Here is a 24,514-nt window from a genome sequence, read left to right as displayed (position 1 = left end):
TTAAGATACAGAAGGGCATGCTATACCTCTGTATGGCGGTTTTTGGGTGCGTCTGTATCGTTATCGGGTTGTGGAGGAGGAGGGTGTTATGACGCGCTATGAAGAAGTGGCGACCATTTTGCGGGAGCGTATCGAGCACGGTATTTACCGCGTTGGGGATCGCCTCCCCTCGATTCGTGCGGTCTGTCAGGAGTTGGACGTCAGCATTTCCACTGCCCAGGAGGCCTACCGGCAACTGATGGATGTGGCGTTGATCGAGTCGCGTCCTAAGTCTGGCTACTTTGTGCTGCCAAGCAGGGTTCCTTCGGTACTGCCGTCGGTCTCTCGTCCGGCGCAGCGCCCGTTGGATGTTTCTCAATGGGATCAGGTGCTGGAGCTTGTCGCCACCCAGCGGGACGATAATCGACTTCTGCTGGGGCGTGGGGTGCCCAATCTCGAGTATGAAACGCTGCGGCCACTGTCGAAAATCCTCGCTGGCCTGCATCGCAGCACTGATCTGAACGGATTCAACTACGACAAGCTGGGCGGTAGCCCCGAGCTGCGCCAGCAGGTGGCGCGGCTGGCGATTGCGTCCGGCTGCCTGCTGCACCCGGACGACATCATGGTAACCACCGGCTGCCAGGAGGCGCTGGCCATTGCATTGCGAACGCTCACCCAGCCCGGCGATGTGGTGGCCGTGGACTCGCCCAGCTTCTACGGCACCATGCAAATTCTCAAGGCCAACGGCTTAAAAGCGCTGGAAATCCCTACCGACCCGCAAACGGGCATCAGTCTGGAAGCCCTGGAGCTGGCATTGGAACAGTGGCCGATCCGCGCCATACAGGTCACGCCCACCTACAATAACCCGCTGGGCTACACCATGCCTGAAGCACGCAAGCGGGCACTGTTTCAGCTCGCCCAGCGTTTTGACGTGGCGATTATCGAAGACGATATCTACGGCGATTTGTCATTCTCCCTGCCCCGGCCGCGCACTGTGAAATCCTTCGATGACGATGGCCGCGTCATGTTGTGTAGCGGCTTTTCCAAAACGGTGGGGCCGGGGTTGCGGGTGGGCTGGCTGGCGCCGGGGCGCTACCGCGACCAGGCGATGCATATGAAGTATGTCTCCACGGGTGCCTCGGCGACGTTGCCGCAGCTGGCCGTGGCGGAATTTGTTGCCAAAGGCCATTACGAACGCCACCTGCGTTATGCCACTCGCCAGTATCAGCGCCAGCGAGACATTATGATCAGCTGGGTGCAGCGCTACTTTCCTGAGGGGGCGGGCATCAGCTACCCCCAGGGCAGCTTCCTGCTCTGGGTAGAGCTACCCGCCGCGGTGGATTGCGTGCGTCTAAACGAACGCTTGGCAAAGCAGGCTATTCATGTGGCGCCAGGCTCGCTGTTTTCCGCCTCGGGCAAGTTTCGACAATGTCTGCGCCTTAACTATGCGTTTACGTTAACGCCTGCTATCGAAAGTGCCGTTAGAACAGTCGGGGAGCTTGCCTCCGAGATGGTGGAAGAAGCGCTGGCCCACGAAGCAAATCTCATAGATTAAGGGTGCTGCCACGTACCGGCGTCAAGCGGCCATGGTCGATAATAGGACCGGTTGGCTGGCCTCCGGGAGCGCCCCCCTGGGGCTCGACACTGACGGCTAAATCGGCAGTAAATAATTGCGCACGCAGCTCGTCACTGGGTTCCAGACGATGGCTACCTTGCTCGGGTAACAGGCCCAGCGAGACGGGCGTACCATCGGCAATCAACCACAGCTCACCGGTCTGTTCGCTGTCGACCTGGGTCGGTTGAACCGCTTGTACAATCAACTCACCCTCCTGGGTCGCGCTAATGATCCAGCCTGGCGTGCGTGATTCGTCCTGAACCACGAAGACGGCTTCTCCGTCTGGTAGTTGGGTCCGTTCAGCTTGTTGCCAAAGAAGGCCCAGCGCTAACGCGATCACCCCAAAACTGGTCGCCATGGTCTGCCATGCACCCAGGCGCTGCCACCAACGTAAGGGGGACGCGCCTGTCGCCTGTATAATGCGCTGCCAGACCTCCTTGGGCGGTGTTTTAGGGTCCAGTTGCTCGTTGAACAGGTGCAGATATTCACGCCAGTCTTCCACATCATTACGTAGGTCATGGCTGACCGCCAACAGCGCTTCAAAGCGAGCTTTCTGATCGCTATCCAGCACGCCCAATACGTACTCACCAGCCGCAAGGTGGCGATCGTCAGGGTCGCTTAAATCCCATTGGTTAGACATGTTTTTAACCTCTCGAGTCCACGGCGGATCCAGCTTTTAACGCTGCCCAGCGGTTGGGACAGAGAGTTAGCAAGCTCGCTGTGCGTCATGCCCTGAAAATAGGCCATTTCCATTAACTGGCGCTGATGTCGACTGAGTGTGTCGAGGCAGTCGTTCAGTTTGTCATTTTGCTGATGACTGATGCTGTCATCTTCAGGGTCGTCGGTGCCTAATAGCGCTGCTAACAAGGGTTCATCGGTGGTGGTGTCCTGTGGCTTCTGGCGGCGCAGCCAGTCGATGCCAATATTGCGAGCGAGTGTGGAAAGCCAGGTCATCGGCTTGGCTCGCGTGGCGTCATATTGATCGGCGGCATGCCAGATTCTGATAAAAACATGTTGAAGGCAGTCCTGTGCAGCACTCTCGTCTCTTACTATACGCAGCAGTTGAGCATATAGATGCGCACTGGAGACGCGATAGAGACGTTCGAATGCGTTGCGGTCGCCCTGGGCGCAGCCGTTGAGTTGCTCGATAAGATACTGCTGGCGTTGTGTGGCATCTAGCATTCAGGCATCTCTGCACAGTTAACCGAAACGCCAGTCTTCGGGAGTCAGCCGTTGAAGGCAATAGGAGAGTGCTCAGCGGTGAATAAAAAAAATGTTGAGATGTTTGCATCCACTGATGCCTTGGGGCCGTAAGTATCAATGAGCTTGCATTGCTGAGCTCTTTTAATGACAACCAGGAGATGCCCCAATGAAACTCAAACTACTTACCGCTGGCGTTTGTGCCGCTGCCCTATTTACTGGCGCTGCCGTTGCTGGTCATGGCCCTACGACGGTAGGCGGCGCCAATATGCTTCCTGAGCGTAACATTATCGAAAATGCCGTTAATTCGGATGACCATGAGACACTCGTCGCGGCTGTTCAAGCCGCTGAGTTGGTTGATGTGCTGCAAAGCGAAGGTCCTTTTACCGTATTCGCGCCGACGGATGACGCCTTTGCGAAACTTCCCGATGGCACCGTTGATACGCTGCTGCAACCAGAGAATCAGGAACAACTTCAAACGGTTCTTACCTACCACGTCGTACCTGGCAATATGAACCGGGAGGCATTGTGGGAAGAAACCATGGAAAACGATGGCGCCGTGGCCTTTAAAACCGTCCAGGGCGAATACCTTACTGTATCGCGCAATGGTAATAACCTGATGGTCATGGATGCCCAGGGCAATAGTGCCAACATTACCGTTGTGGATGTCGCACAGTCGAATGGTGTTATCCACGTTATCGATAGCGTGTTAATGCCCTAAAGGTCTCGCTCACATCGGATAGTGACAATTATTCGTTTGAGGTTACGTTTGCCCACCGCCTGGCTTGCTAGGCGGTGGGTTTTTGCTGGCCGGTCGGCCGCAAAAATCCCTCCCGGGCGCGAGCTGCTTGTTCGCGAACGATACATCCTTCCGCGTGATCATTGAGCAGCCCCATCGCCTGCATAAAGGCAAACGCGGTTGTAGGGCCGAAGAACTTCCAGCCACGCTTTTTCAACGCCTTGGCAAGGGCAATAGATTCAGGCGAGGTGGTCTGGGACTGTGGTGGTGGTAGCGAAGAGGGGGCTGGTTCAAAACGCCAGAAAAACGCGGCCAGTGAGCCTTCCTGTTCGACCATTTCCTGGGCCCGCCTGGCATTGTTAATCGTTGCTTCAATCTTGCCGCGATGGCGAATAATTCCCGCGTCTTGAAGTAAACGCTGCACATCGTCTTCGCCAAAGCGGGCAACCTGATGGAAGTCGAAGTGGTGAAAGGCGGCACGAAAGTTGTCGCGCTTATTGAGAATCGTGCGCCAGCTCAAGCCTGACTGAAAGCTCTCCAGGCACAGCTTCTCGAATAGCCGCTGATCATCATCTACCGGAAAGCCCCACTCATTGTCGTGATAGGGTAATAATTCCGGCGCACCGCCACACCACTGGCAGCGGGGGTATCCATCGGGAGCGATAAAGTCGTTAGCCATCAGTGACCTGTCAATCGAACCATTCTTTCGCGGTACGCCACAGGCAGATACCCACGAAGTACACAGAGGTGACACCCCAGCCCCATAGTGCCCAGGCCGCGTGCTCGGGGGTGGAGAGTACCAGTGACGTGGCACAGACAAACCATGCAAGCGTCACGGCGATATTGAGCGGCATGAACAGGCGCACCCGGAACGGGTGAAGAAACTTCATCCGTGTCACGGTGAGGGCGGCCAGCAGGACAATCACGGCAAACGTGAACCAGGGCGGCAGATCGAGAATATAGACATAGACCGCGACGACGTTCCAGGCAGCAGGAAAGCCAACAAAGAAATTATCCTGGCTTTTCATATTGACGTTGCAGAAACAGAACATCGAAGACAGCAGGATGATGAACACTGTCAAAAGCCCAAGGTTGGGCGGTAGCTCAATAAAGGAGTAGATGAAAAGCGCCGGGATAAAGGCCCAGGTAAGGTAATCGATGACCATGTCGAGGGTTGAACCATCGAAATGGGGCAGCACGGTCTTGACGTCGAACTTGCGGGCCAGGGTGCCATCGAAGCCATCGACCAGCATTGCTGCGCCCAGCCAGAGAAGACAGGCAACCGGATTATTGTCGACCAGGGCGAGCATCGCCATCGTGCCGAGCAGAACGCCGCTGGCCGTGAAGGCATGCACGCCCCAAGCCTTACTTATCGAAGCGCGAGACTCTGTTTGCGAAGAGAACGGTTGAACCACGTTGACCCCATCGGGAACGCGTTGTCCCCTTGCTGGTTGATAGAAAGATGCGTGCGTAAAGAGCATTACCCTACTACAGGAAGGTACTCGGAGAATACGCGGCAGGCCATCAATTGATGGAGGGCGACGTTTGCTGTCATGTACTGCTAGGTAATGGTCACCGATTGCTTTATGGCCAAGTAGGCGTCGCTAAGCCATGCACCGGCGTTGGTAAGCTCGCATTCCGTTGAGCCCGCATAGCCGAGCACTAAACCAGGGCGCTTGTTCTCAGCAAGGTAATAGCGGGAAAGTGGCGAAAGCGTAATACCTTGCTTCTCGGCGCGTCTTACAAGCATGTTTTCTTCTTCTATGGTGTCGAGTTCGGCTAACAGGTGCATGCCCGCATGGCCGTCAGAAAGCCTAAGCCCTGCGGCCACTGCAGGCGCTAACGCCGCTCGCAAACAGGCTTGGCGCTGGCGGTAAGCGGCCCGCATCCGAGCGATGTGGCGAGTAAAGTGCCCGTTGGCAATGAATTCGGCGAGGGCCGACTGTACAGGGTAGTTACCCTCTCGGTGTAGGCGTGCGTGGGCCAGTCTGACGTCTTCGGCAAGCGCTTCAGGCACGACCAGATAGCCCAGGCGTAAGCCTGGATAGAGCACCTTACTGAAGGTGCCTACATAAATGACCGATGCCTGTTCAGCGAGGCCCTGGAGCGAGGGCGTTGGCGGCGTGTCGTAACGAAATTCGCTGTCGTAATCGTCTTCAATGATCCAACTGCCGGTGCGAGACGCATGCTCGAGTAACGTCAGCCGCCGGGGTACCGGCATGGTCACGCCGATGGGATACTGGTGAGAGGGTGTCACGTAAATAAGCCGAGGGGCTGGCGCATTCTCTGGGGCAAGTGACGGGTTTACCCCTTCTTTATCGACGGGTATGGGCGTGACCGCCAAACCTGATGCCAGAAAACAGGCCTGAGCGCCGCCGTATCCCGGCTCCTCCATCCAAACCGAATCCCCATGATCGGTGAGTAATTGGGTAATCAGTTCAAACGCCTGCTGGGCGCCCTGGGTAATCACAATCTGTTCTGGTTGGCAGCGCACCGCGCGGGATAGTCTTAGATAGTCACAAAGAGCCGCCTTGAGAGCAGGTAGCCCGCCGCCGGTTTGATAATCCATCCATGACCGTTCCGCCTGATAATAGTGCCGACGTAACAACCGCTGCCATTGCTTGCGAGGGAACAGGTCGAGCGCAGGGACGCCAGGCGCGAAGGCGCGATGACCGTGGCTTAACGTTCCGCTTAGCGCTAATAGTTTGTTGCCTCGGTTTGAGTAGCGAACAGGCACAGGGGTTGGTGCCTCAGCCCTGGTTAACAGCGTAGGTAGGTCTGCTACATAGAGCCCTGCCCCTTGGAGAGCAATCAGCAGACCTTCCGCTAATAGCCGATCTGTGGCGGCTAGCACGGTATTGCGGCTAATACTCAAAGCGCGGGCCAAGTAGCGGGACGAGGGGAGCGCATCGCCTGCCGACAACTCGCCGTATTGAATCCACTCCTTTAGCGAGCGATAGAGCTGCTCAACCAGCGTAGCCGCTTCGTGCGGGTTTAGCCTTAGCGCCAGCGCTTCCGCAATCCAGTCGCCAGCCGCATCATGTCGTTTCACTGGTTCCCTCAAAATAGCGTTAAGTGGCTCTTTATCGTAGACCACTATAGCGGCAATCTGTGTTGAATCACCACCCAGTTGGAGTAGTCGTTATGGTTAACATTCGTTCGGCGGTACTCGAGGATCTGGAACCACTCAGTGGTTTACTCGATGGCTATCGTCAGTTTTATAAACAACCGAGTGATATTGACGCGGCGCGTGATTTTTTAGATCAGCGCATGGGGCTGGGAGATTCATTTATTCTGGTGAGCGAGAATAGTGAAGGAACGCTCACTGGTTTTGTGCAGCTTTACCCTGGGGTTTCCACGGTGGGCCTAAATGCCCGCTGGACGCTGAACGACCTCTTTGTGCTGCCTGACTGTCGTGATAAAGGCACCGGAAGGGCATTAATGGAAGCCGCTACACAGCTGGCTCACGATCACGGCGTCGCACGTTTGATGCTGATGACACAGGTCGAGAACGAGCGCGCCCAGCACCTTTATGAATCATTGGGCTGGCAGCGCAACGACGCGTTTTACGGCTATTTACTCGATATCAAATAAGGGCCAAGCGATGAAAAGCGAACATCAATCCGCCGTATTGGCGTTTCCGCCTGCTAACCCTACCGCCATGGCCGCGGCGATGGTCGACAAGCTCTGCTGGCACACGGATGCCTGGGATGTGGCGCAGGATTTGGCCAATGGCATTGCCGATATTGTGGTGATCGATACCCGCAGTTTTGAGCACTACTGTGCCGGGCATATTCCTGGGGCAATCAGTTTGCCGCATAAAGAGATGACGCCAGAGCGCTTGGCTGAGCTGGATAACACCCTTGTCTATATCACTTACTGCGATGGCATTGGCTGTAACGGCTCAACCAAAGGCGCCTGGAAGCTGGCAAGCGCAGGGCTGAAGGTAAAAGAATTGCTCGGAGGGTTGGATTTTTGGCGTCGTGACCAACACCCCATCCAAACAGGTGAGCAACAGGGAAGTTTAATCAATGCAGAGCCTGTGGCATGCGGGTGTTAGCTTAGTAATGGTAGCGGCAGGCAATAATAGTGAGAGTGGATGCATCAACGGCATAAACCAAGCGATGTGTGTCGTCGATGCGTCGCGACCATAAGCCTGAGAGGTTTTCCCTGAGGGGTTCTGGCTTTCCAATGCCCTCGAAGGGAGAGCGTTGCGTATCTGAGATAAGTTTATTGATGCGCTTTAAGGTCTTTTTATCCTGCCCTTGCCAATAGAGGTAGTCACTCCAAGCTTCATTCGTCCAGCACAACAAACGACTATTCATCTATTAGTTCCCTTGATTGCGCCTGCCCCGCACGGTACTGAGCAATGGACTTATTTAAGCGCTCCGCGTTAGCGGGTGAGCGCATCAAGTAAACGGTTTCCATAAGGCTGTTGTAGTAGTCGAGTGACATGACCACTGCATCTTCTGCGTCGCGGCGGGTAATAATCGTGGTATCGGCATCATTGACGACACCGTCCAGTAAGCTTTTCAGGCCGTTCCGCGCTTCGGTAAACGATATAACACGCATACTTTATCTCCTGTACATTGAATGGTACAAGTATAGCGCTCTACTCCAACACGTACAGTATAAAAGACATCTTTATTGTTGTGATGGACTGGATTACTCCACCTTCTCCGGCAGCTTGCACACATCTACCCACTGGCCATTGACCAGCTCGGCCAGGCGCCTGGGGCTCAGGCGCACGGCGCTATTGGGCGAGCCGGCGGCGGGGAGCACTTCATCAAAGGTGTGGAGGGATTCATCGCAGTAAACCGGCAAGTCAGTGGCGAGGCCGAACGGGCAGACGCCGCCGACCGGGTGGCTGGTGAGTTCCATGACGGTGTCGGCGTCGAGCATCTTTGCCTTGCCGCCGAAGGTGTCGCGAATCTTGCGGTTATCAATGCGCGCGTTGCCGCTGGCGACGATCAGTAGCGGTTTTTCGCCCACCCGAAACGCCAGGGTCTTGGCAATTTGACCAGGGGCCACTCCATGGGCATCAGCGGCGAGCTGCACCGTGGCCGTGCTGGTTTCAAGCTCCTCGATGGTCACATCCGGGGCATGCTCGGCAAAAAACTGGCGAACGGTCTCGACGCTCATCGTGAAATCCCTGTGTTGGCTGAATGGTTAACCTAACGCGATTGGGTTGTGTTAGCCAAGCCACGGTGGCGTGGTGATTCTGGCCGGCTCGCGCTGCATAATGACCTCGCCGTGGCGTACCGAGAGCAGCACATCCCCCTGGGTGCGCAATACGCTGTAATCGTCCTCGCCGTCCAGCAGGTTGAAGCTGGCGGGTTTGCCCACTTCAATGCCGTAGCGTGATTCGATATCGAGGGTGCGCGCACTGTTGTCGGTGATCAGCGAAAGCGCCTGGCTGAAATCCTGATAGCCCATCATGTGGCAGATATGCAGGCCAAAATCCAGCGTGCGCAACAGTTTGCCGTTCCCCAACGAGTACCAGGGGTCGACGATGGAATCTTCGGCAAAGCACACGTTGATGCCTGCCTCGTTGAACTCTTTCACCCGGGTCACGCCGCGTCGCTTCGGGTAGCTGTCGAAACGCCCTTGCAAGTGAATGCTTTCGGTGGGGCAGGAGACAAAGTTGATACCCGAGCGCTTGAGCAGCAGAAACAGCTTGGAGCAGTAGGCGTTATTGTAGGAATGCATCGCGGTGGTGTGGCTGGCGGTAACGCGGCTGCCCAGGTCATGCGTCAGCGCTTCATGGGCCAGCACTTCGAGAAACCGCGAGTTGGGGTCGTCGATTTCGTCGCAGTGGACATCCACCAGACGGTCGTACTTGATCGCCAGTTCGATCACCCGCTGCATGGAGGCCACCCCCAGTTCGCGGGTGTATTCGAAGTGGGGAATGCCGCCGACCACATCGGCGCCGATCTCCAGCGCCTCTTCCAGCAGTTTCTCGCCCCCTGGGTAGGAGAGCAGGCCATCCTGCGGGAAAGCGACCACCTGAATATCAATCTTGTCTTTCAGTTCGTCGCGTAGGGCGCACAGTGTCTTGATGCCAATCAGGCTGGGGTCGCTGGTATCGGCGTGGGTGCGTACAAACTGAACGCCGTTACTGATCAGCAGGTTCAGCGTTTTAAGTGCCCGCTCGCGAATATCGGCTTCGGTGAGCATCGGCTTACGCTCGCCCCATCGCTCAATGCCTTCAAACAGGGTGCCACTCTGGTTCCAGCTTGGCTCGCCCGCCGTCAGCGCCGCATCCAGATGAATATGCGGCTCGATAAACGGCGCGCAAAGCAGTTTACCGCCTGCATCAATCTGTTCTTCGCGAATTTGGTCGTCGCTTATGGTTAGCGGTGCGTCCTGGGCCGTAATCGCTGTGAATATACCGTTCTCGATCTCAATACGGTAAAGCTCGGGGCGTTGGCGTAGCCGGGCGTTGATAATCTGTATGCTCATATAAAAAAATGGCTCACTTATTGTTTGGCAGCAGAGGGAAGGCTATCACCCAGCGTAGCGTGATTGACGCGCAACAGCACAGCATAGCTTCCTGCTGCGACCACGACGCCCACTAGCGGCGGCAGTAACGGCGAGAAGTAGGCAGCGCCAGCGCCTAGCGCATAGGCGGCTAAGCCACGGCGGTTAAAATCGGGTAGCTGAGCGCGTTCAAGCGCTGGATAGCGACCTTTATGCTTGAGCCAGAAGTCCGCCATGATCACGCCGCCCATGGGCGGAATAAAGGTGCCCAAAAGCACCAGGAAGGGGATCAGCAGGTTGTACATGCCGCCGACCGCCAGCACGGTCCCTATCGCCGCACCGCCTACCGTGACCAGGCGGCGTTTTTCGGTGCGTAGCAAATTGCAGCCCGCGACGGCAAAGTTGTAAATGGTGTTGTCCTGGGTGGTCCAGATATTCAGAAACAGCATCAGCACGGCGATGGTGACAAAGCCCTGGGCGATCAATACATCAACAATATCTGCTTGCTGGTAGATCATGGTGCCCAGGGCACCGGTGAGCACCATCAAGCCGTTCCCCACAAAGAAAGCCGCCACGGTAGAGATGACGGCAATTTTGGGTGTCTTGGCGAAGCGGCTCCAGTTGGTCGCCTGGGTGCCGCCGCTGATAAAGGTGCCAATGATGACGGTAATCGCCGCGGCCACGCTCATGCTCTCCGTGGGTGTTTGCTGGCTTAACCCGGCAAAGCCGCGCGCATCCACCAGCCCGGTGAAAAGGCTGATCAGGATAAACAGCATCATGGCGGGCACGGCAAAGCGTGAAAGCCAGTCCATCCCCTTGTAGCCGATCATGGCGGTGACGCAGAAACCAAAGCCAAACAGCACCATTAAGGGGATTTCCAGCCATTCGGGCATCCCGGTGGTGCGTACCAATACCAGAGCGATCGTTGCCGTGCCCCAGGCGTACCAGCCAATCTGGGTGAAGCCGAGGATGAAATCAGACAACTTGCTGCCTTTTTCGCCGAAGCAGAAGCGCCCCATCAGCACTGAATTAAGCCCGCTTTTACAAGCAATATAGGCAAGTGTAGCGGCGTAGGCACCCAGTAAAAGATTACCCACCAGAATGATCCATAGCAGTTGGCCGATCGAGAAGGCCTGACCCAGGGTGCCCCCTGCCCACATGGTGGCGGTAAAGAAGGTAAAGCCGAGCAGTACCGCTGAAGTGGAGAGCAGGCCCTTGCGGGCGCTTAGGGGGACTTCGCTGAGGGGGTAATCTGAATGATGCATGGCAAGCTCCAGGAGAAAGAACATTCATCCAGTGTAGGAAGCAAACCGTATGCCAAGGTGGTTAAATTTAGTGTGATTTCTCCAACAGGAGTCCGCGCATCAATGTTTCGACGATGCTGCCACGGTCGGCATCCAATGAATACTGATGGGTGTCTTGCAGCCAATCAAAGCAGGTGCCAATCAAGAACCCGTGAAACTGTCGACGAGCGCTTGCGGGCGTCAAGTCTGCACGCAACTGGCCCTGCTGCTGGACCTGTTCGAACAGTTGCTCGACCCTGGCTTCTGCATGCTCGGAAAGCCGTGTAATCATGCTGATACGCGGGTGGTCGTCTTCAAGTTTTTCGCAGCGGTGCAGCACGATGGTGGCAGCCCGTTGCAGCGGCAAATCGTGGCAGATACCCGCCAGCGAGCGTTGAGCGATGTCGCGCAAACACTCTACCGGTGTCGTGCCAAGCTGTTGCACGGCGTGGTCAACGATTTCATCCAGCGGAATGCGCACCCGCTCGAGTAACGCATCAAAGAGTGCGGCCTTATCCTCAAAGTGCCAATAAATCGCCCCACGGGTAACGCCCGCTGCCTGGGCAATATGCGCGAGGGTGGTGCGAGAAACCCCCTGGGCGAGAAAAGTGGTTTCTGCCGCGTCCAGGATAGTTTCCCGGGTGCGTTCCGCGTCGGCCTTGCGGCGATTCATGGCGGCTCCTGATCCAATACGTGACATTATTCTGGCATTGATCGCTGGCAAAGTCGCCAGCGAGTGATTAGTATACACTTCACTGACATTCATGAATGTCAGTGAAGTGTATACCACTGTCTGTTCATTGGGAATGCGGCGTTTGATCGTCATCAAGGAGCTTATCGTGCCCGTTACTTTTCTTCGCTTGCTGCCGGTTATGATGGTCTTGCTCGTGCTGGTGGGTTGTGATCAGCCTGAGGCGCAGTCAAACGAGGCGCCCAGGCCAGTGAAATTGGTAACGCTGGAAGCGGCGAATGCCACGGCGCTTAGGCAGTTTCCGGCACGCGTTGAAGCCACCACGCGCAGTAACCTCTCGTTTCGCATGGCAGGCGAACTGATTGAGCTCAACGTAAGTCCCGGTCAAAAGGTGTCGGAAGGCGAGGTCATTGCGCGTATTGATAACCGTAATGCGCAAAGCGAGCTGGATAGCGCACGCTCTCGCCTGGAGCTTGCCAAGGCAAACCTGGAACGCATGCGTTATACCCTGGAGCGTGGCGCGGTTAGCCAGTCTCGGTTTGATGAGGCAGAGAGCGAGTGGCGGGCGGCCCGCGCCACCTTTGAACAGGCTGAAGAGCAGGTCGAGCATACCCAGTTGCGTGCACCCTACGATGGTGTGATTGCCCAGGTGCCGGTGGATAACCGGCAGATTGTTCAGGTTCAGGAAACGGTCGCCGTCATCCAGCAGCCGGGGCAACTGGACGTGGTCTTTCACCTGCCCGAGCAGATTGTCCAGCGCATGCCGCGCAGCAACGGCATTCCCTTTGGTGATGCGTTAGCCTATGAAGTGAGCTTTGGTAACAGCGATAACCTTTACCTTGCCCAGCTAGCTTCCTATACCACTCAAGCCAGCGCGCAGAGTCTGGCGTACGAAGTCACGCTGACGCTGCCCCAGCCGGATGACATTACGCTTCTGGATGGCATGAGTGCCACCGTGCGCCTGGATTTGAGCGATCTATCGTCTGAACCTTCGGCGCCACTGTGGTACTTGCCTGCCGAAGCCGTGAGTTATGCAGGCGATAATCCTGATCAGGCCCAGGTATGGCGCTTTATCGAACCACAAAGCGTTGAGGCAGTGCCTGTCGATGTCGGCCGCCTGACCTCCAAAGGACTTGAGGTCAGCGGCGATTTGTCCGCGGGTGACCGGATTGTGGCCGCCGGTGCACATCGCTTGCACGCGGACATCCATGTGACCCCGTGGGAAAAAGAGCGGGGGCTATAACATGGTTGATTATTTTTTACGCCACCGGGCTGCCAGCTATTTGATGACCGTAGTACTGCTCGCCGGCGGCGCGCTTGCGTTTTTAGGTATGGGGCAGCTCGAGTTCCCCGAGTTCACCATCCGCAATGCGTTGATCACCACCCAATATCCCGGCGCGACCCCTGAAGAAGTAGAGCAGGAAGTCACTTCGACGCTGGAAGAGTCGATCCAGGGGATGTCGTCGATCAAGCGTATCAGCTCGGTAAGTTCCGACGGCCTCTCGCAGATTACCGTCGAGCTTGAAAGCACGGTACAGAACGAAGAGTTGGAGCAACTTTGGGATTCGCTGCGTCGTAACGTTCAGGACGCCCAGGCAGCGTTACCGCCGGGAGCCAGCCAGTCCCGAGTGAACGACGATTTTGGCGATGTATTTGGCTTTATGGTCAACCTGACCGGCGAAGGCTATAGCATGCCCGACCTTGCTGACCATGCCGATTTTCTCAAGCGTGAGTTGGCGCTGGTCGACGGGGTTGAAAAGGTATCGCTCGGCGGCGAGCACGAAGAGCGCATTTTTATCGAGGTCGACCGTGAGAAACTACGCGCGCTCAATATTCCGTTAACCCGCCTGCAACAGTTGCTCGACACGCAGAATGCGGTCGCCGACTCGGGGCATCTCGAACAGGATGGACGCCGCTTCCGTATTACCCCCACTGGCAGCGCGGCAAATATCGATGACCTGCGCGCGCTTATCGTCAGCGAGGGCGATGGCGAACTGGTACGGCTCAGCGATATCGCTGACATATCGCGCGAACTGGCGGAGCAGCCCCAGCAGCTTTACCGCGATATGGGTCGGCCGGCGATGTCGCTGGGCGTCTCCTTTGAAAGCGGTGTAAACGTGGTCGAGGTGGGAGAGCGACTGCAGCAGCGTCTGGATGAACTTCAGGCCCGCACGCCGCTGGGAATGGAGCTCAACGTGGTTTACGACCAGCCCCAGGTGGTCGATGAAGCCGTATCGGGCTTTTTGGTCAGCCTGATCCAGGCGGTGGCCATCGTCATCGTGGTGCTGATGATGTTTATGGGATGGCGCAGCGGCCTGCTGATGGGGTTCATCCTGCTGATCACCATTATCGGCACCTTCATGCTGATGCGCTTCCATGGGTTGCAACTGGAAAAGATATCGCTGGGCGCGCTGATCATCGCCCTGGGTATGCTGGTGGATAATGCCATTGTGGTCACCGAGGGCATGCTGGTGGGGTTGAAACGCGGCCATACCATCCGTGATTCGGCCCATCAGGTGATCCGCCAGAACGCCTGGCCGTTGCTGGCCGCCACGCTCATCGCCATTGCCGCCTTTGCCCCGATTGGCCTGTCGCCGGATACCACCGGCGAGTTCATCGGCTCGCTGTTTTTCGTTCTGCTCTACTCGCTGCTGCTCAGCTGGATTACCGCACTGACGCTGACCCCTTTTTACTTCAAGCTGTTCTTTCGCAATGTGGCGCCCGGCGATGGCCAGGAGGACCCCTATAAAGGCATTGTGTATCGCGTTTTCAGCCGGGTGATTATCACCGGCATTCGGTTTCGCTGGGTGACGCTGGTGTTGGTGGTGGCGATACTGGCCGGGGCGGTGGTCGGCTTTGGTTCGGTGAAAAACGCCTTCTTTCCGGCGTCCAATACGCCAATCTTCTTTGTCGATTACCGCACGCCGGAAGGCACGGATATCCTCGAAACCCAGCGGCGCGTCAGCGAGCTGGAAGACAGCGTGATGGCGATGGACGGCATTCGCCATCTGACCACCACCGTGGGCGGCGGTGCACAGCGTTTTACGCTCACCTACTCGCCGGAAGACCGCTACTCGAGCTACGCGCAGCTGATTGTCGAAACCGACGATAAAGCCACCCAGCGTGAACGGATGGCCGATGTTGAGGAAGTGCTGAAGCGCCACCATGGTGATATCGACTATAAAATCGCCCCGCTGGAAGTCGGCCCCGCGCCGAAAGCCAAGCTGGAGGCGCGCTTTTACGGCAGCGACCCGGAAGTGTTGCGTCAGCTGGGTGATCAGGTTGAGGCCATGTTCCGCGATACGCCGCATATGACCAGTGTGCGGACCAGCTGGGGTAATCGCGTTCAGGCCATCGAACCGGTATTTATGGAAGACACCGCGCGCAGACTGGGCGTGACCCGCGAAGACCTGGCCGCCACGCTCGCGTTGAGCACCAGCGGCAGCCAGGTGGGTATTTATCGCGACGGTAGTGACCTGATTCCCATGGTGGCGCGGGCGATCCCCAGCCAGCGCCACGACGTGGACAACCTCGGCTCGCTCAATGTGTGGAGCGAAGAGCAGGGGCGTTATATCACCGCCGACCAGGTGATCAGCGATATCAGGACCCAGGTGGCAGACCCGCTAATCAAGCGTCGCAACCGCGAACGCATGCTGGCGGTATATGGCGAGCCGGACCCGTTAAGCGGCGTGACCGCCGCCAGCGTACTGGCCGAGGTTCGTCCCGAGGTGGAAGACCTGGAGCTGCCGCCAGGCTACCGACTGGAGTGGGGGGGCGAGTATGAAACCGCCGGCGAAGCCCAAAGCGGGTTGTTCTCTTCGCTACCGCTGGGGCTGGTGATGATGTTTATCATCACCGTGGTGCTATTCAACAACTTCCGCCAGCCGCTGGCCATCTGGTCGCTGGTGCCGCTGACGATTATCGGTGTGGTGGGCGCGCTACTGCTCACTGGCTTGCCGTTCTCGTTCATGGCGCTGCTCGGCACGCTGAGCTTGATCGGCATGGTGATCAAGAACGCCATCGTGCTGGTGGAGGAAATCAACGTACAGCTACCGTTACACCAGGACCGCTACCATGCAGTGGTACGCGCCGCCATCAGCCGTGTCAGGCCTGTCGCCATGGCCGCGCTGACCACCATGCTGGGCATGATCCCGCTGATCAGCGACGCCTTCTTTGCCAGTATGGCGGTCGCGCTGATCGGCGGCCTGGGCGTCGCCACCTTGCTGACCCTGGTGGTGTTGCCGGTGGTCTACTGCATGCTATACCGGATCAAGGTTCACGCCGACGCATAATCCTGCCAACGGTTTTGTGCTCTTCGCTGCCCCCGTCGCTACGGCCACGGGGGCAGCGCTGTCTCTTCCCGCCACGATCCCGCTTCCCGCCATGCCGCCGTTATTTCATTGTTTTCTAGGCGCAATGGTGCGCCCGGCGTGATGAAGCGGCAGTGCCAAAGTTATATTAGTAAGTAATGGAATAAGCGCCGTTATAGTTTAAATGCACATTATTGAATGTTATTCGATAACATAGGTTAAGTTTAAAATTTTGTTCATAGATAAACAGTTTCTGGCTCTTGGTTGTGTAAAAGAGTTGGGTGCTTAAAGAAGTTTGGGTTTTCGCTAAAGTGGCATTTATCTTGGCCGATAAAGTTTTGCGCACAAGATAAAAGATTGTTCTTATAATCCAAGCCATCGGTCAGTCTGCGGCTAGGTTATCAAGATCATCTAAAGTGAATATACCTAGCCAGGAGCAGTACCGTACTATGAACCGTCTACTCAGCAATGTGTCCGTCAAAATGGGGTTAACCCTCGTTCTTGTTATCTTTTCGTTATTAATTATCGTTATCGCCTTTCTTGGTTATCGAGCGGGCGAAGAGGGTAGCTCTTCGCTTAGAGAAGTGGACCGTGCGGCGGATCAAATGCGCGCGGTTAACCAAGGCCAGTTATCGGTAGCAAACGCACAGCTTTTCTATGTAAACAGTTTTGTCGCGAGTTATGAAGGCGATGCTCGCGCGGCCCGTCAATACCTGGCGGAAGCTCAGGACATGCAGGAAAGTGCACGAGATCATTTTGACCAATTTGAGTCGATCGCGGTGCCGGCGCCTCGTGTAGACACCTTGATAGCAAGCTTCGAACGCCTGATCGAACAGGGGCTGATGCCCCAGGAAGTGGCGCTGGCCGCCAGTAACGAGGACGCTTTTCGCAACGCAAGAGAAACGGCCAGTGATTTGAATCAGCAGTTCATCGAGGCGAGCAGGGCTTACAACGATTACATGGCAGAGCACAACGGCATTATGGTTGCTGACTATGAAAGCGACATGCAGCTGATTGGCTATATCGATATCGCCGTGTTGATACTGGCGGCATTAATGGTGCTGTTCGTTCGCATCGCCATGGTGGGGGCGATTGTCAAGCCGCTCAATGAAGCGGTAGGACACTTTGAACGTATTGCGCAAAATGATCTCTCCGGCAGTGTCAGTTCGCGGGGCCGCAATGAAATTGGCAAGCTGTTTAGTGCCATGCAGCATATGCAGAGCAACCTGGTTAAAACAGTCACCGAGGTGCGCAATAGCAGCGGTTCGATTCATATTGGCGCGCGGGAAATTGCCAGCGGCAACGCCGATTTGTCCTCGCGTACCGAGCAGCAGGCGGCATCGCTGCAAGAGACCGCAGCAAGTATGGAACAGCTAACGACAACGGTGAAACAGAACGCCGATAACGCTCGTCATGCGACCCAGTTAGCGCAAGATGCGTCTACCACGGCAAGCAGTGGCGGCGAGGTGGTAGAGCGAGTCATTACCACCATGCACGGCATCTCGGACAGCTCCAAGAAAGTCACGGATATTATCAGTGTTATCGACTCTATTGCCTTCCAGACCAATATTCTGGCGCTTAATGCGTCGGTGGAGGCAGCACGCGCGGGTGAGCAGGGTCGCGGCTTTGCGGTCGTGGCAAGCGAAGTACGTAACCTGGCCAGCCGTAGTGCTGACGCTGCCAAAGAGATCAAGGCATTGATCGAGGCGTCATCAACCCAGGTGAAAGAAGGTTCGGTATTAGTCGAAAGCGCCGGGGAAACTATGCGCGAGGTGGTGTCGTCGGTGCGCCGCGTGACCGATATCATGGATGAAATATCGGCCGCTTCTCAGGAGCAGAGTTCAGGTATTGAGCAGGTGAACCAGGCGGTTAGCCAGATGGACGAAGTCACCCAGCAGAACGCCGCGCTGGTTCAAGAAGCTTCATCGGCGGCAAGCTCGTTGGAAGATCAGGCGGCCAAGCTGGAAAGTGTCGTTTCGGCCTTTCGTCTGGCGGAAGGGGAAAGCCGCACTCAGCATGCCCCGCTCGCCGCGCCCCAAACGCAACCGGCACTCAGGCAGCCCGCCGCACGGGGTAGTCAGCAGACAAAGGCCGGGGAAGCCGCCGATCAAGACTGGGAAGAGTTTTAAGGTCAAGCGCCTGTGACGACTCATTGTTAGAGGCAGGAACGCCGCCCTCCAGGGGCGGCGTTTTTGTAGTGCGCCCATCCTCACAAAGGTGCGAGGCGACTCTTCCTTTATGGACGGGGCAGGTTGTGGGCAGCGCTAGAAGAACAGTGGCGCTGCCTTGCCGAGCGTCTGCGCCAATCCCCAGCCCAGCGGAATCAGCACGAGCACCCAGACTAGGCCTAGTTGCCAGGTGGGGGGCGTATCCTCATGTGTTGTCTGTTGCATGGTCAAAACTCCTATCTTGTCCTTCGTCTGTCCGGTCTGCCAGGTGGTGTCTGCTATGCACGGCACGAATCTTCAAGTTGCAGATCAGGCCTATCAACAGCAGCGCCACCATGATGTACATGGTCATGGTGTAGGCCTGGGCCTTTGCCACGCCCGCTTCAATCTGCATCTCTCGGAGATAGTTGACCAATACCGGCCCCATCACCCCTGCTGCGGACCAGGCCGTCAACAGTCGTCCGTGAATCGCCCCGACGTGCATGGTGCCAAACAAATCCTTGAGATATGCCGGAACGGTGGCAAAACCACCGCCATACATGCTGATGATGATGCAGTAGCACAGCACGTACAGGAAGACGTTGCCCAGCGAGGCGACAGGCGGAACCGCCGCATAGAGCCCCATGCCGAGTACGAAGAAGATCGTGTACGTATGTTTGCGTCCCAGATAGTCGGACATGGACGCCCAGAAAAATCGGCCTGCCATGTTGAACACGCTTAGCAGCCCCACAAAACCGGCTGCCGCAGCAGCTTCGATCTTTCCGGGCATCATTTCCTGTGACATCGCCGATGCTTGCCCCAGCACCCCGATACCCGCGCTGACGTTCAGGAAAAGCACCAGCCACACAAGATAGAACTGGGGTGTCTTCAACGACTGGTCAACATCGACGTTCGCCGTCGTGATCAATTTGCTGGAGGTTTCAGCGGGCGTGTAGCCTTCTGGTTGCCATCCCTCGGGAGGTAGCCGCACGATCAGGGCACCTAGGCACATGAAGCAGAAATAGATGATCCCCATGGTAAGGAAGGTGGCCCCAACCCCGGCTGATTGTGCACTGGCGAAATGATCCATGAGGTCGGTTGCCAGTGGCGCCCCGATCATGGCACCTCCCCCGAATCCCATGATCGCCATACCTGTGGCCATGCCTGGGCGATCGGGAAACCATTTGATCAAGGTCGAGACGGGCGAGATATAGCCTATCCCGATACCGATGCCGCCAATCACGCCGTAGCCGAGGTAGATGAGCCATAGCCAGTGAGCCCAGACGCCAATGGCGGATATCATCAAGCCACCACCGAAGCAGAAGGCGGCCAGGAACATGGCTTTGCGGGGACCGACGCGCTCAAGCCAGCGGCCGGTCAGGGCGGCGGCGAGGCCCAGGAAGACGATCGCCAGACTGAAGATCCACCCCAGTTCGGTGAGTTTCCAGTCGGCGGGTGTCTGCTCGTTGACACCAAGCAGGCGTGTCATGGGGAGGTTGAAGACGCTGAACGCATACACCTGCCCAATACACAGGTGAATACATAAGGCGGCAGGGGGCACCATCCAGCGGTTGAAGCCGGGACGGGCGATGATTCGTTCCTTGCTGAGTAGCGATGTCATTGTTGTTTTCTCCGGCAGGGTCAGAGATCCGGCGAACCGACCCAACGGCTTGAGTCCGTTTAAGGTGACTCAAGGTGATCCCGTTGGGTGGTTTTGCTCAGAAGAGGTCTCGGCGGTGCTGCGCTCAAGTGGCCCCGAACTTCGAGGCTTCGTCGGCGCCGCCCGTGGTATTACCCGCGCTGTAGGCATGGGCGCCGGCGCCGGCCAGTCCGCCCTGATCGACGATCAGATACTCGTCGCGGATGGGTCGATCTTCCAGCCAGCATTCGAGAATTTCCCGCGTCCCTGCGGCATAGCGTGCCTGTGCGGATAAGGTGGTGCCGGAGGTGTGGGGCGTCATGCCATGATGAGGCATGGTGCGCCATGGGTGATCCTTGGGCGCTGGCTGAGGAAACCAGACGTCACCGGCATAGCCGGCAAGCTGTCCGGACTCAAGCGCACGCACGATGGCCTCCCGGTCGCAAATCTTGCCGCGCGCCGTGTTGATGAGATAGGCGCCCCGCTTCATCTTGCCGAGCAGGGTGTCATTGAACATGTGCTCGGTTTCCGGATGCAGCGGGCAATGAATACTCACCACGTCACACACCTGAACCAGCGATTCCACGTCCGGGTGGTAGGTGAGGTTGAGCTCCTCTTCGATTTCTGTCGGCAGCCGGTGGCGGTCTGTGTAGTGCAGGTGCACATCGAAAGGTGCCAGTCGCCGTAATACTGCCAGGCCAATGCGTCCTGCCGCCACAACGCCACAATGCATGGCTTCCAGGTCATAAGCGCGCTGTGAGCAGTCGGCGATATGCCACCCCTGGTCGAGGATCCACTGGTAGGAAGGCAGATAGTTGCGAACCAAGGCCAGGATCTGCATCACGGCATGTTCCGAGACGCTGATGCTGTTGGAATACGTCACTTCGGCGACTGTGAGCCCGTTCTCGGCGGCGGCTTCCAGATCGACGTGGTCGGAACCGATACCGGCGGTGATCGCCAGTTTGAGGTTGGGTGCCTTGGCGATGCGGTCTGCCGTCAGGTAGGCGGGCCAGAAGGGCTGGGAAATCACCACATCGCTGTCCGGTAGTTCGCGCTCGAAGGTCGAGTCCGGGCCATCCTTGTCCGATGTCACGACCAGCGTGTGGCCTTGACTTTCCAGGAACTGCCGTAGTCCTAGCTCACCGGAAACGCTGCCCAACAACTCCCCGGGGCGAAACCCGATGTCCTTGGGGGTTGGCAGTCGGCCGTCGGGATAATGCTCCATTCGGGGTAGATCGTCACGTGGGTAGGACTGCGGATAGCCGTCTACGGGATCGTCGTAAAGCACGCAGAGAATCTTGGCCATGATGGATTGCCTCCCGGTCGTCGGGCGACCGTTGCTGAATGGGTTATTGCCAGTCGCTCTGATTGTGTCGATGGTGAACAGCAGGGGCGAGGGCTGGCTCTTTTCACTCTTGTAGAGCGAGCGGGTTCCAGCAAAGTGAACGTTTCGATGAGGTGATCGACAACGTTTATCAAAGTAAGCGATGGGTAGCCGTCATGTCGTCAAGGTGGGCGGTTCTATTTCCTGTTGCCAGTCCCGTTCGCCAGCCAGGCTGAACAAGGCATGGGTCACGGGGGGGAGTGGATCCCGTGCGGAGGCGATCAGCCCGATCAGCGGATCCGTTATCAGGGTGGGTAACGGAACGATGCTCAATGGGCTACCGCCAGTGAGCAGGGAGAGGCTGGCACCTGGCAGGATGCTGTACCAACCGCCATAGCGAACATGCGATAGCAAAGTGGTAAGGGAGTCGGTTTCCATGCGGTGCGCCGGTTTGACGCCCACTTCGTCGAAACGCGCATCTAGGATGCGACGGTTCTGCATGTCCTGGGTGAGCAGGCACAGTCGATAGCTCGCGGCTGCCTGCCAGTCGATGCTGTCGGTATGGGTCAGCTTGACGGCGGGTGGGCCGACGAGAAAATAGCGTTCCCGATAAAGAGGATAGCGACGAACGCGGTTTAACGGCTCGTTATCGAGGTAGGTGATGCCCGCATCGAAGCCGAAATCATCGATGCCCTGCTGGATGGCATCGGAGGTGCAGGACTGAATGGACAGGCTAGCGTGCGGATAGTGCTCGACGAATTGCGTGGATAGGCAGCGGACAATGGGTAGCGCCGTCGGAATGACGCCCAGACGAAGCTGGCCTTCGAGCTGGGTACGCGAGTCGTGGAGGCTTTGTACCAGACTATCGTAGTCAGCTAGCATGCGCCGCGCCCAGGCGAGCACCTGCTCGCCTTCGGCGGTGAGTTGTTGATAGCTCTGGCCTCGTTCCACGATCAAGACACCAAAGGTATCTTCCAACTGCTTGATGCCGGCGGACAAGGTGGGTTGAGTCACATGACAGACGTTGGCGGCTCGTGCAAAGTGTCTTTCCCTGGCGAGCGCGTCCAGATAGGTCAGATAACGCATTTGTAACATGATCAACCTCGCAGTAAGGGCGATGTCATTCCACCAAAGCCCCTGATCGATTGTCATGCTTATCGTCTTCGAATGTAGCGACGAGCTTTGGCCAAACGCGGGTGAAAGGGGATGAGTGATGAGTGGATCGCAGATAGGGCTCCAGACAGGTTCGGAGAGCACGATTTAAGTATCATAAGAAGAGTCGCTGGTGCCATCAATAGCAGATGATAATCGTTACTGATACGGGTGGGCATATCAGGCCTTTTGTCCGCACGCAAAACGCCACCGCCCTCACTCTGTGGGGGCGGTGGCGTTTTATAGGGCGTTGATCAAGAGGAAGTCGTCGGACTAAAAGTCGAGGCCATGCGCCTACTGTCTGCTAAAGTGCCTTCCTCAGACTCCATTGATACGCTAAATGCTGGGCTGATGACGGAAGCTTAAAACACGGAGGCCTCACTGGTGTGCTACCCACCCCCTTCAATGAAGTCGCTAATTGCCTTCGAGGCCACGGCGCGGCTGGGTTCGATGACGGCAGCCGCCGACGAGGAGCGCGCGACCCAGCCGACGATCTCGCAGCGTATTCGCGCGTTAGAAGAGACGCTTGGATTGCCCCTGTTTGATCGTCAAGGCGGCCGCCTGGTGCTTACCCCTCTGGGAGAAAGTTTCTATCGGGAGATGGCCCCCAACCTCAAGGCGATTCGTGAAGCCTGCGAAAGAGTCATCCACCAGGGAGCACGGCCCGCGCCCTGTGTTTCAATCGCGGCAGGTGCGGGGTTTACCCACCTGTGTTTGTTACCATTGCTGCCAGCGCTCAAACAGGCGTTCCCGACGTTAACCTTCAAGCTGGTGACGGTTGATCGTGCTGACGACCCTGAACTGCAAGCGGCAGATATAGCGATCCGTTTTGGCCCTTATATACCCCAGGAAGAGGCGGTGTTGCTGGCCAAAGAAGCGGTGTTCCCCGTATGCAGCCCTGACTACGCGCATTCGCAGGGTTTGACGGGAACGCTGACGACAGCGCAGCTTTCCCGTCTGGCGCTATTGCACCAGGATATCAAAGATCCCCGCTGGCTCGATTGGGCACAGTGGTGTCAGCATGCGGGGATGGGCCTGACGACGCCAAGAGACGAGGTCTTTGCCTACCATAATTATGCCCTGTTGCTGAATGCGGCTCTCGCACACCAGGGCGTGGCACTGGGTTGGTCACCTCTCGTCAAGGAGTATCTGGCAAGCGGTCAACTGGTGGCGCTCTCCCCGTGTGTGACCCGTGATGATTATGGCTACTGGCTCAGCGTCAAGCATCATCGCAGTGCCGTCATTGCGCCGGTCAGCGATTGGCTCATCAAAGCCATCGGTTAGCCGGTCTGCCCGACCGGCTATTGCGTTCTCCCGTCTGCTCAGGAGAAAGGGTGAATGCCACGCCACGCCAGTGGCGAGCGTCATCATTACGCCAACGGATGCTCTTCCCCAATAACGGCGGGATCGAAGGGTGTGCGTGAAAACACGCTGCGCAACATGGGTTCGAAGTGCTCAAGCGGAGGCGTGGGGTAGTCAGGGTCGAAGGCCGCCTGATCATAGCGCTCGCAGAAGTCCACGCAGCTCTGGTACCAGGGATGATCCCGGTAGCGGTCACGCTCGTTGGGATCTTCGCCGAAGTGATGGGCGTAGTAGACTTTCTGGAAGAGGCCATGGTGGTGCACGATCCAGGTGACCTCGGCGCGGACGTAGGGGCGGATGATCGACGCGGCCAACTGCGAGTGATTATAGGGCGCGAGTTCGTCGCCAAGATCGTGTAGCAGGGCGCCAATGATCATATCCTTATCGGCGCCGTCTGCCTCGGCACGGGCGGCTGTCTGGAGCGAATGCTCCAGGCGTGTTACCTGATAGCCGCTCAACCCGAGCTCGAGATGACGCAATGCCTGCAGGATGCGGTCGACCAAGCCTTGGTTGAACTCGTCTTCAAGCTGTTCGAGGAAGACGTATTCCTCGCGAGTGCCGTCTTTCATTTGCCGAAACTGAACCTGTTCCAT

The 24,514-nt window shown here is 57.2% G+C and carries 24 protein-coding genes; 8 read left to right on the top strand and 16 right to left on the bottom strand.

Going from position 1 to position 24,514, the window contains the following annotated elements; all coding sequences use genetic code 11:
* The first annotated feature begins 88 nt into the window (after positions 1 to 88).
* Positions 89 to 1,534 (top strand): aminotransferase-like domain-containing protein, encoded by a 1,446-nt coding sequence (locus IT895_RS16575; protein ID WP_199284091.1) that lies wholly within the window; start codon positions 89 to 91, stop codon positions 1,532 to 1,534.
* Here the strand turns inward: IT895_RS16575 and IT895_RS16570 are convergent.
* Positions 1,524 to 2,234, bottom strand: coding sequence for an anti-sigma factor (locus tag IT895_RS16570; protein ID WP_199284090.1), 711 nt, complete (start codon positions 2,232 to 2,234; stop codon positions 1,524 to 1,526). The genes IT895_RS16575 and IT895_RS16570 overlap by 11 nt on opposite strands.
* Entirely contained in the window at positions 2,213 to 2,776 is a 564-nt protein-coding gene (locus tag IT895_RS16565; RefSeq protein WP_085919756.1) for a sigma-70 family RNA polymerase sigma factor, read from the bottom strand. The genes IT895_RS16570 and IT895_RS16565 overlap by 22 nt, the downstream gene beginning before the upstream one ends.
* A 187-nt stretch (positions 2,777 to 2,963) precedes the next feature.
* Between IT895_RS16565 and IT895_RS16560 the strand changes: the two genes are divergently transcribed.
* Positions 2,964 to 3,515, top strand: coding sequence for a fasciclin domain-containing protein (locus tag IT895_RS16560; protein ID WP_085919757.1), 552 nt, complete (start codon positions 2,964 to 2,966; stop codon positions 3,513 to 3,515).
* A gap of 67 nt (positions 3,516 to 3,582) precedes the next feature.
* On the opposite strand, the gene IT895_RS16555 is transcribed toward IT895_RS16560, so the two are convergent.
* From IT895_RS16555 to pdxR, 3 genes are all read right to left on the bottom strand, one after another.
* Positions 3,583 to 4,212, bottom strand: a complete 630-nt coding sequence (locus IT895_RS16555; RefSeq protein ID WP_199284089.1) for a DNA-3-methyladenine glycosylase I — start codon at positions 4,210 to 4,212, stop codon at positions 3,583 to 3,585.
* Between the two features lie 10 nt (positions 4,213 to 4,222).
* The gene (gene pcsA / locus IT895_RS16550; RefSeq protein WP_369596867.1) at positions 4,223 to 4,906 is read right to left on the bottom strand and encodes a phosphatidylcholine synthase; all 684 of its coding nucleotides are present in this window, start codon (positions 4,904 to 4,906) and stop codon (positions 4,223 to 4,225) included.
* 188 nt (positions 4,907 to 5,094) lie between these two features.
* Positions 5,095 to 6,585, bottom strand: a complete 1,491-nt coding sequence (pdxR, locus tag IT895_RS16545) for a MocR-like pyridoxine biosynthesis transcription factor PdxR (RefSeq protein ID WP_199284088.1) — start codon at positions 6,583 to 6,585, stop codon at positions 5,095 to 5,097.
* A gap of 92 nt (positions 6,586 to 6,677) precedes the next feature.
* On the opposite strand from pdxR, the gene IT895_RS16540 reads away from it, so the two are divergent.
* Positions 6,678 to 7,127 (top strand): GNAT family N-acetyltransferase, encoded by a 450-nt coding sequence (locus tag IT895_RS16540; RefSeq protein WP_199284087.1) that lies wholly within the window; start codon positions 6,678 to 6,680, stop codon positions 7,125 to 7,127.
* Positions 7,128 to 7,137: 10 nt separating this feature from the next.
* Complete coding sequence (locus IT895_RS16535; protein WP_199284086.1) at positions 7,138 to 7,593, top strand: rhodanese-like domain-containing protein; 456 nt, start codon at positions 7,138 to 7,140, stop codon at positions 7,591 to 7,593.
* Position 7,594: 1 nt separating this feature from the next.
* Here the strand turns inward: IT895_RS16535 and IT895_RS16530 are convergent, their stop codons facing one another.
* From IT895_RS16530 to IT895_RS16505, 6 genes are all read right to left on the bottom strand, one after another.
* Positions 7,595 to 7,858, bottom strand: coding sequence for a Txe/YoeB family addiction module toxin (locus tag IT895_RS16530; RefSeq protein ID WP_199284085.1), 264 nt, complete (start codon positions 7,856 to 7,858; stop codon positions 7,595 to 7,597).
* The gene (locus tag IT895_RS16525) at positions 7,851 to 8,105 is read right to left on the bottom strand and encodes a type II toxin-antitoxin system Phd/YefM family antitoxin (protein WP_199284084.1); all 255 of its coding nucleotides are present in this window, start codon (positions 8,103 to 8,105) and stop codon (positions 7,851 to 7,853) included. The genes IT895_RS16530 and IT895_RS16525 overlap by 8 nt, the downstream gene beginning before the upstream one ends.
* A 93-nt stretch (positions 8,106 to 8,198) precedes the next feature.
* Positions 8,199 to 8,675 carry a YbaK/EbsC family protein gene (locus IT895_RS16520; protein ID WP_199284083.1) on the bottom strand — a complete coding sequence of 159 codons (477 nt, stop codon included), beginning with the start codon at positions 8,673 to 8,675 and terminating at the stop codon, positions 8,199 to 8,201.
* A 51-nt stretch (positions 8,676 to 8,726) separates the two neighbouring features.
* Complete coding sequence (gene codA / locus IT895_RS16515; RefSeq protein ID WP_199284082.1) at positions 8,727 to 9,995, bottom strand: cytosine deaminase; 1,269 nt, start codon at positions 9,993 to 9,995, stop codon at positions 8,727 to 8,729.
* 17 nt (positions 9,996 to 10,012) lie between these two features.
* On the bottom strand, positions 10,013 to 11,278 hold the full coding sequence (gene codB, locus IT895_RS16510) for a cytosine permease (RefSeq protein WP_199284081.1): 1,266 nt from the start codon (positions 11,276 to 11,278) through the stop codon (positions 10,013 to 10,015).
* Positions 11,279 to 11,345: 67 nt separating this feature from the next.
* On the bottom strand, positions 11,346 to 11,969 hold the full coding sequence (locus tag IT895_RS16505) for a TetR family transcriptional regulator (protein ID WP_085919763.1): 624 nt from the start codon (positions 11,967 to 11,969) through the stop codon (positions 11,346 to 11,348).
* 166 nt (positions 11,970 to 12,135) lie between these two features.
* On the opposite strand from IT895_RS16505, the gene IT895_RS16500 reads away from it, so the two are divergent.
* The 3 genes from IT895_RS16500 (at position 12,136) to IT895_RS16490 (ending at position 18,426) form a co-directional block, all read left to right on the top strand.
* Complete coding sequence (locus IT895_RS16500; protein ID WP_199284080.1) at positions 12,136 to 13,230, top strand: efflux RND transporter periplasmic adaptor subunit; 1,095 nt, start codon at positions 12,136 to 12,138, stop codon at positions 13,228 to 13,230.
* Between the two features lies 1 nt (position 13,231).
* Complete coding sequence (locus tag IT895_RS16495; RefSeq protein WP_199284079.1) at positions 13,232 to 16,279, top strand: efflux RND transporter permease subunit; 3,048 nt, start codon at positions 13,232 to 13,234, stop codon at positions 16,277 to 16,279.
* Positions 16,280 to 16,746: 467 nt separating this feature from the next.
* Positions 16,747 to 18,426 (top strand): methyl-accepting chemotaxis protein, encoded by a 1,680-nt coding sequence (locus tag IT895_RS16490; protein ID WP_199284078.1) that lies wholly within the window; start codon positions 16,747 to 16,749, stop codon positions 18,424 to 18,426.
* 135 nt (positions 18,427 to 18,561) lie between these two features.
* Here IT895_RS16490 and IT895_RS19530 read toward each other — a convergent pair whose 3' ends face one another.
* The 4 genes from IT895_RS19530 to IT895_RS16475 all read right to left on the bottom strand — a co-directional run bounded on the left by IT895_RS19530 (position 18,562) and on the right by IT895_RS16475 (position 22,559).
* A complete protein-coding gene (locus IT895_RS19530) occupies positions 18,562 to 18,690 on the bottom strand; it encodes an MFS transporter small subunit (protein WP_254902953.1) in 129 nt (42 codons plus the stop codon).
* Entirely contained in the window at positions 18,671 to 20,065 is a 1,395-nt protein-coding gene (locus IT895_RS16485; protein ID WP_233337287.1) for an L-lactate MFS transporter, read from the bottom strand. The genes IT895_RS19530 and IT895_RS16485 overlap by 20 nt, the downstream gene beginning before the upstream one ends.
* A 124-nt stretch (positions 20,066 to 20,189) precedes the next feature.
* Positions 20,190 to 21,389 (bottom strand): NAD-dependent formate dehydrogenase, encoded by a 1,200-nt coding sequence (locus IT895_RS16480; protein ID WP_199284077.1) that lies wholly within the window; start codon positions 21,387 to 21,389, stop codon positions 20,190 to 20,192.
* 192 nt (positions 21,390 to 21,581) lie between these two features.
* Positions 21,582 to 22,559 (bottom strand): LysR family transcriptional regulator, encoded by a 978-nt coding sequence (locus tag IT895_RS16475; protein WP_199284076.1) that lies wholly within the window; start codon positions 22,557 to 22,559, stop codon positions 21,582 to 21,584.
* A gap of 384 nt (positions 22,560 to 22,943) precedes the next feature.
* Between IT895_RS16475 and IT895_RS16470 the strand changes: the two genes are divergently transcribed.
* Entirely contained in the window at positions 22,944 to 23,843 is a 900-nt protein-coding gene (locus IT895_RS16470) for a LysR substrate-binding domain-containing protein (RefSeq protein ID WP_139839385.1), read from the top strand.
* Between the two features lie 86 nt (positions 23,844 to 23,929).
* Here the strand turns inward: IT895_RS16470 and IT895_RS16465 are convergent, their stop codons facing one another.
* A complete protein-coding gene (locus tag IT895_RS16465) occupies positions 23,930 to 24,514 on the bottom strand; it encodes an HD domain-containing protein (RefSeq protein ID WP_085919770.1) in 585 nt (194 codons plus the stop codon).

This window comes from Halomonas sp. A40-4 (assembly GCF_015767635.1).
Lineage (GTDB): Bacteria > Pseudomonadota > Gammaproteobacteria > Pseudomonadales > Halomonadaceae > Vreelandella > Vreelandella janggokensis.
This window is presented reverse-complemented; position numbering and strand designations above follow the sequence as displayed.